The following is a 5,691-nucleotide window of genomic DNA, read 5'->3' on the forward strand; positions in this document are numbered from 1 at the left end:
GACCATGTCTTCCCAGGCTGGAAGGGCGTCGGCCAGCAGTCCGGCGAGCGCCAGTGCATTGGCCCGGGTGGCCGCCGGCAGCGATTGCCGCATGAACCGAACGAGCCATGGCGCCAGCTGCAGCAGCGCCGGCCAGCGCAGCGAAAACGGGCTGTCGGGATCAAGCAGCAGCTTTGGCAATGCCCGCAGCACCGCAGGAGTGCCGACCGGCATGCAGGCATATTCGGCGATCGTTCCGGCATTGCCGAACGACGCGCCTGAGCCCGGCTCGTTCGGATCGATGAGCAGGACTTCGCGGCCGTCCGCGACAAGGCGAAGTGCCGTCGCCAGCCCGACAACTCCGGCGCCGACAATGGCGATTTCGACCGTTTCAGAAGCAGCCACTGTAGATCTTCCCGATTGACCTTGAAATCCAGTACCGATCATGTGGTCTCTTGGTTCGGGGTCACGGTCCAGTCTTGATCCCTGGAATCGAATAGGCCAGATCTTTCCGCCCTCAGGCGACAGGCGTCCAGATCACGTCCTCGATTTTTTGCGCGCCGGTCGCCAGCATCGCCAGCCGGTCGAAGCCGAGTGCGATGCCGCTGGCCGGCGGCATGATGGCAAGGGCTGAGAGAAAATCCTCGTCCAGCGGATAGCGCTCGCCATAGACGCGCTGCTTCTCGTCCATCTCGATAACAAAGCGCCGGCGCTGCTCGTCGGCGTCGGTCAGTTCGCCAAAGCCGTTGGCGAGTTCGACGCCGCAGCAATAGAGCTCGAAACGCTCGGCGAGGCGCGGGTCGCGCTGGCTCGGCCGCGCCAGTGCCGCCTCGGCGACGGGATATTCGCACAGGATGGTCGCGCGCCCCTGCCCGAGGAATGGCTCGACCTTTTCCACCATCACCCGGCTGAACAGATCGGCCCAGCTGTCGTCGGGCGCGGTGCGCAGGCCGGCATGGGTCAAGGCGGCGTGCAGCGCGTCGCGGTCGGTGCTGCCGTCGGCGGCGACCGTGGCCAGCAGGTCGATGCCGGCATGGTGGGCGAAAGCGTCCGCCACCGTCAGTCGTTCCGGCTCGGCAAACGGATCGCAGTCGCGGCCCCGGAAAGAGAAAAGAGTCGCCCCTGTCCTTGTCGCGGCCAGCGCCAGAAAGGCCGCACAATCCAGCATCAGGCTCTCATAGGCCTCGCCCACCCTGTACCATTCGAGCATGGTGAATTCGGGATGATGCAAGGGGCCGCGCTCGCGGTTGCGATAGACCGGACCGAAGCTGAAAATCCTGGTTTCACCGGCGGCGATCAACTTCTTGCAGGCGAATTCCGGCGAGGTGTGGAGATAGAGTGGCGCCCTTGCACCGTCCGGCCCGACCGCTTCCGTGGCGAAAGCCGCCAGATGCGCCTCATTGCCGGGCGAGACCTGCAGCGCCGCCGTTTGCACCTCGACGAAATCATGGGCGGCGAACCAGTCGCGCAGGCCGGCGGCGATGCCATTGCGCAGCATCAGCCGCGGGCGGCGGTCGGCGTGAACGTCAGGCGTCCACCAGGGCGAAGCTTCGGTCATGCGGCTCGGAACATGGTGGAAGGGGGCTGGCGGCGGCGGCCAAGATGCGGTAGGCCCCCATCCAGCGCCGCACTAGCCGGCAAACGCCAGTCAACTCTTCTTGCAGGATTTAAAACCGTGGTGAAAGTCATCGCCAGTTCGCTCCGCAAAGGCAATGTCGTCGACAAGGACGGCAAGCTTTATGTGATCCTCTTTGCCGAAAACATCCACCCAGGCAAGGGCACGCCGGTAACGCAGCTCGACATGCGCCGCATCGGCGACGGGGTGAAGGTTTCGGAACGCTACCGCACCACCGAGCAGGTCGAGCGCGCCTATGTCGAAGAGCGCGAGCACACCTTCCTCTACCGCGACGGCGAAGGCTTTCACTTCATGAACCCGGAAACCTACGACCAGGTGGCGGTGTCGGAAGCCGTGGTCGGCGACATGGCACCTTACCTGCTGGAAGGCATGGCCGTGCAGGTGTCGCAGTTCAACGGCATTGCCATTTCCCTGGTGCTGCCGCAGCGCGCCACCTTCGAAGTGGTGGAAACCGAGCCGACGACCAAGGGACAGACGGCCTCGTCGTCCTACAAGCCGGCCGTGCTGTCCAACGGCGTACGCACCCTGGTGCCCCCCCACATCGCGCCGGGCACCCGCGTGGTGGTGATGACGGCTGATGGGGCTTATGTGGAGCGGGCGAAGGACTGAAGACGAGCGGTGGGGTTACGGGTTTACCGGCCAGCCCTGCGTTTCACCAGGGCTCACCCTTGTCCTCTTCCGCTGTCTCCCCTTGAACGCGGCGCCTCCGCCCGCACAGCGATATTTTTCACGAAGCATGTCGCAAACACCCTGCGCGGTCCGTCCTTTGAGCGAAGAAGGAGAACGCCATGCGAAAACTTATCGTCACCGAATTCATTAGCGTTGATGGTATTGCCGAGGTCGAGAAGCTGCCAAGCGTGACCTGGAACGACGAGATGAACAGGTTCAAGGAGGACGAGCTTGCCGATAGCGGCGCCATGCTTTTGGGGCGCACGACCTATGAGATCTTTGCCGGCTCCTGGCCGACGGAAACCGGAGATTTTGCCGAACGGTTCAACGCGCTGCCGAAATATGTCGCGTCGAACAGCCTGAAGGCGCTCGACTGGAAGCCTGCCGAATTGCTGAAGGGACCGCTGCCGGAAGCGGTCAGGACGCTGAAGCAAGGCAGCGGCGGCAACATCTATGTGCATGGCAGCCTCAGCGTCGCGCAGGAATTGCTGCGCCATGGCCTGGTCGACCGCGTCAGGCTGCTCAGTTATCCCGGCACCGTCGGCCAGGGCAAGCCGCTGTTCCCAGGCGGCGAACCGGTGGCGCTGGAATTGATTTCTGCGATGCCATTCAGCAACGGCGTTGTGGCGCTGGAGTATGCGCCGGTGGCGGCGAAGTCGTAAATCGGTTGGAGCCTTTCAGATCGAATGGGGAAGATGCATCCTCACCCGACCTGCTTGCCCCGTCTCCCCTTGATGGCGGCGCTATTCCTCGCCTCCACCGCCTTCTCCACCTGCCGCTTCAGTTCGTCCTTGATATCCACCGTCTCGTTCATCAGCGCGTCGATCTTCAGGAAATCGAGGACGCGGTATCTCGACACTGCCGGGCGGACCAGGATGTCGGGGCGGCATTGCTTCAGCTTGTTGGCGATGATCGACTGCATCATCAATTGCGTGGCGCCGAACATCAGGTCGACGGAGGTCGGCTGTTTGCGGTCGGCCTCTTCCGGTGCGCCGACGACGTCGACGCCGATGATGATGTCGGCGTCGTTCTCGATCAGGTCGAACGGCACGGGGTTGTAGATGCCGCCGTCGATCAGCAGCCTGCCGTCTCGCATCACCGGACGGAACACGGCGGGAATGGCCGCTGACGCCGCCAGCGCGGAGTGCAGGTCGCCGTCTTCGAAGACGGCCAGCTTGTGACCGAAATAGTCGGTCGCCGTCACCTTCAGCGGGATTTTCAGCTCGGCAAAGGTTTCGGGGATGGCCTCGGGCAGAAAGGCTTTCAGGATGCGCTCGACATTGAACTGGCTGACGCGGATGCCGTTCTGCATGGCTTCGGCTATCGTGCCCGGCCGCGCCCGCCACATGCGGCTGGCCACCTCGGCGCGGCGGCCGAGGATCGAGCGGGCGTAGTCGTGGATGTCCTTGCCGGCCATACCCGATGCCATGCCGGCACCCATGATGGCGCCGATCGACGAGCCGGCTATGGCCACCGGCTTGATGCCGAGCTCGTCCAGCGCCTCGATGACATGGATATGCGCCAGCCCGCGCGCGCCGCCGCCGCCGAAGGCGATGCCGAAGGTGGGGCTCATCCCTTGCCGGCTCCGGCCAGTTTCGGGCCGATGACCATGATGGTCGGCTCGGTGGTCAGCAGCTTTTTCGCCGCGGCCTTGACCTGTTCGAGCGTCACCGCGTTGATGTAGCCGGCGCGGCGCTGCATGTAGTCGATGCCGAGATCGTCGAGCTGCAACTCGACCAATGTCGAGGCGATGGCGCTGGACGAGTCCAGATTGTTGATGGCGTAGGCGCCGATCATGTATTTCTTGGTCGCCGCCAGTTCCGCTTCGGTCGGGCCTTGCTCGGCCAATTGCTTGACCACATCGCGGACGATGCCCAGCGTCTCGGCCGCGCGGTCGGAGCGGGTGCCGGTGCTGACGATCAACGCGCTGGCGTGGTCCTGGTTGATCAGCGAGGAGTTGACGCTGTAGGCCAGTCCGCGCTTTTCGCGCACTTCCTGGAACAGGCGCGAGGTGAAGGTGCCGCCGCCGAGGATCTCGTTCATCAGCACGGCGGGGAAGAAATCCGCCGCCTTGCGCTTCACGCCGGGAAAGGCGAGCTGCAGGGAGGTCTGCGGCAGGTCGTAGTCGACCTCGATATGCTGCGCCAGCTTCGGGTCGATATCGGCCACAGGCCTCAGCGCCTGGTTCTGCGGCAGGTCGCCGAACACCATGTCGAGCTTCTTCTTCAGCGTCTCCGCGTCGATGGCGCCGACTACGGCGACATGCAGGCCGCCGCGCGCGAACACCGCTTTGTGCAGGGCTTTCAGATCATCGGACGTGATGGCGGCGATGCTTTCCTTGGTGCCCTGATCGGAGCGGGAATAGGGATGGTCGCCATAGAGGGCGCGCGCCCATTTGTTCTGCGCCACCGTGTCCGGGTCGTTTTCGCCGGCGATGATGCCGGACAGGATCTGGGAACGGATGCGGTCGATCGGCAACTGGTCGAAGCGCGGCTCGTTGACCGCCAGCCGCAGCAGGTCGAAGGCCTGGTCGCGCTGCTCGGCCAGCATGCGCATCGAGCCGTAGATGCCGTCGCGGCTCTCGTCGAAGCTCATCTCGGCGCCGGCATCGTCGAGCTTGATCTGGAAGTCTTCACTATCGAGCGGGCCGGCGCCTTCGTCGAACAGGCCGGTCATTAGATTGGCCAGCCCTTCCTTGCCGACAGGATCCTGCGTCGAGCCGCCGCCAAAGACGAAGCGGATGGCGACGACCGGCACGGAATAATCCTCGACCAACCAGGCGGTGATGCCCTTTGGCGAGGTGACGGACTGGATCTCCATGGCCCGCGCGGTGAGCGCCGGCAGGATGAGGAAGAGGATGGAGAGGAAAAGGGTGGTGAGTGCGGCGAGCGCCCTTCCTTCTCCCCTTGTGGGAGAAGGTGGATCGGCGCGCAGCGCCGAGACGGTTGAGGGGTGGGTGACGGAGCGCCGTCGGCGCCAAGCTGGAACACCCCTCATCCGACCTCGCTTCGCTCGGCCACCTTCTCCCACAAGGGGAGAAGGGAGAGAGCGGCGGTGCTGGTTCGTCATCATCAATTCCCCGCCTGTTGCTGCGGCAAGAGATAGCCGGTCGTCGACCGGGCGAGCACCAGATAGCGCGCGGCGACCGCCTTGACCTCGTCTGCGGTGACCTTGCGGATGCGGTCCGTCCATTGCTGGACGTCCTGCACATTGCCGCCGGTGGCCAGCGTCGAACCGTAGATGTTGGCCATGGAATCCTGCTTGTCGCGGGCAAAGATCATCGACCTGACATAGCGGTCCTTGGCCTTTTCCAGTTCCGATGGCGTCACGCCATCCTTGACGATGCGCACCACCTCCGCATCGACTGCCGCTTCGACGTCGGAAATCCTGGCATCGCCGCGCGGCGC

6 protein-coding genes and 1 pseudogene are annotated in these 5,691 nt (G+C 64.3%); 2 read left to right on the top strand and 5 right to left on the bottom strand.

Annotated features, from left to right (window positions below):
* Together EN991_RS21115 and epmA are read right to left on the bottom strand one after the other, a co-directional pair.
* Positions 1-384: FAD-dependent oxidoreductase (locus tag EN991_RS21115; RefSeq protein ID WP_127369474.1), on the bottom strand; the 384-nt coding region annotated here is incomplete at its 3' end.
* Between the two features lie 112 nt (positions 385-496).
* Entirely contained in the window at positions 497-1,537 is a 1,041-nt protein-coding gene (epmA, locus tag EN991_RS21120; protein WP_127369475.1) for an EF-P lysine aminoacylase EpmA, read from the bottom strand.
* A gap of 117 nt (positions 1,538-1,654) precedes the next feature.
* Here epmA and efp point away from each other — a divergent pair, with 117 nt between their 5' ends.
* Both efp and EN991_RS21130 read left to right on the top strand, forming a co-directional pair.
* Positions 1,655-2,224, top strand: coding sequence for an elongation factor P (gene efp / locus EN991_RS21125; protein WP_013532351.1), 570 nt, complete (start codon positions 1,655-1,657; stop codon positions 2,222-2,224).
* 179 nt (positions 2,225-2,403) lie between these two features.
* Positions 2,404-2,946 (top strand): dihydrofolate reductase family protein, encoded by a 543-nt coding sequence (locus tag EN991_RS21130; protein WP_064994145.1) that lies wholly within the window; start codon positions 2,404-2,406, stop codon positions 2,944-2,946.
* Between the two features lie 41 nt (positions 2,947-2,987).
* Here the strand turns inward: EN991_RS21130 and EN991_RS21135 are convergent, their stop codons facing one another.
* From EN991_RS21135 to EN991_RS21145, 3 genes and pseudogenes are all read right to left on the bottom strand, one after another.
* On the bottom strand, positions 2,988-3,857 hold the full coding sequence (locus EN991_RS21135; protein WP_013532353.1) for a patatin-like phospholipase family protein: 870 nt from the start codon (positions 3,855-3,857) through the stop codon (positions 2,988-2,990).
* Positions 3,854-5,281, bottom strand: a complete 1,428-nt coding sequence (locus EN991_RS21140) for a pitrilysin family protein (protein ID WP_127369476.1) — start codon at positions 5,279-5,281, stop codon at positions 3,854-3,856. The genes EN991_RS21135 and EN991_RS21140 overlap by 4 nt, the downstream gene beginning before the upstream one ends.
* Positions 5,282-5,355: 74 nt before the next feature.
* Positions 5,356-5,691: pseudogene (locus EN991_RS21145) on the bottom strand (insulinase family protein); the annotation flags it as partial.

Origin of the sequence: Mesorhizobium sp. M7A.F.Ca.US.005.03.2.1, assembly GCF_003997795.1 — a bacterium.
Lineage (GTDB): Bacteria > Pseudomonadota > Alphaproteobacteria > Rhizobiales > Rhizobiaceae > Mesorhizobium > Mesorhizobium ciceri.